The following is a 786-nucleotide window of genomic DNA, read 5'->3' as shown; positions in this document are numbered from 1 at the left end:
AAGCATCACACGTTTTCCAAATCTCACGTAATACCATTTATTGCTGGTTAAAGCTAAAAGAAAAAACAGGAGAGCTAAACCATCAAGTAAAAGGAACAAAACCAAGAAAGGTTGATAGAGATAGACTTAAAAACTATCTTACTGACAATCCAGACGCTTATTTGACTGAGATAGCTGCTGAATTTGACTGTCATCCAACTACTATCCACTATGCTCTTAAAGCTATGGGGTACACTCGAAAAAAAAGAATCACACCTACTATGAACAAGACCCAGAAAAAGTAGCTTTATTTCTTAAAAAATTTAATAGTTTAAAGCATCTAGCACCTGTTTATATTGATGAAACAGGATTCGATACTTATTTTTATCGAGAATATGGTCGCTCATTAAAAGGTCAGTTAATAAGAGGTAAAATATCTGGAAGAAGATATCAGAGGATTTCTTTGGTTGCAGGGCTAACAAATGGTGAGTTAATCGCTCCAATGACTTACGAAGAGACGATGACGAGCGACTTTTTTGAAGCTTGGTTTCAGAAGTTTCTCTTACCAACATTAAACACACCATCAGTTATTATTATGGATAATGCAAGATTCCATAGAATGGGTAAGCTAGAGCTCTTATGTGAAGAATTTGGGCATAAACTTTTACCACTTCCTCCCTACTCACCTGAGTACAATCCTATTGAGAAAACATGGGCTCATATCAAAAAGCACCTCAAAAAGGTATTACCAAGTTGTAATACTTTTTTCGAGGCTCTTTTGTCTTATTCTTGTTTCAGTTGACTATA

At 35.2% G+C, this 786-nt stretch carries 1 protein-coding gene; it reads left to right on the top strand.

Features of this window, described 5'->3' with window-relative positions; genetic code table 11:
* A protein-coding gene (locus QM911_RS09885; RefSeq protein WP_414313882.1) for an IS630 family transposase occupies positions 1 to 781 on the top strand; the annotation gives its coding sequence in 2 pieces (ribosomal slippage) (positions 1 to 252 and positions 252 to 781; 782 coding nt annotated over the 2 pieces). This gene is flagged as partial in the annotation.
* Between the last annotated feature and the right edge of the window lie 5 nt (positions 782 to 786).

The sequence above is a fragment of the Streptococcus infantis genome (assembly GCF_047460825.1).
Lineage (GTDB): Bacteria > Bacillota > Bacilli > Lactobacillales > Streptococcaceae > Streptococcus > Streptococcus infantis_V.
Note: the sequence above shows the minus strand (reverse complement) of the source record. Positions and strands in the feature narration are given on the sequence as shown.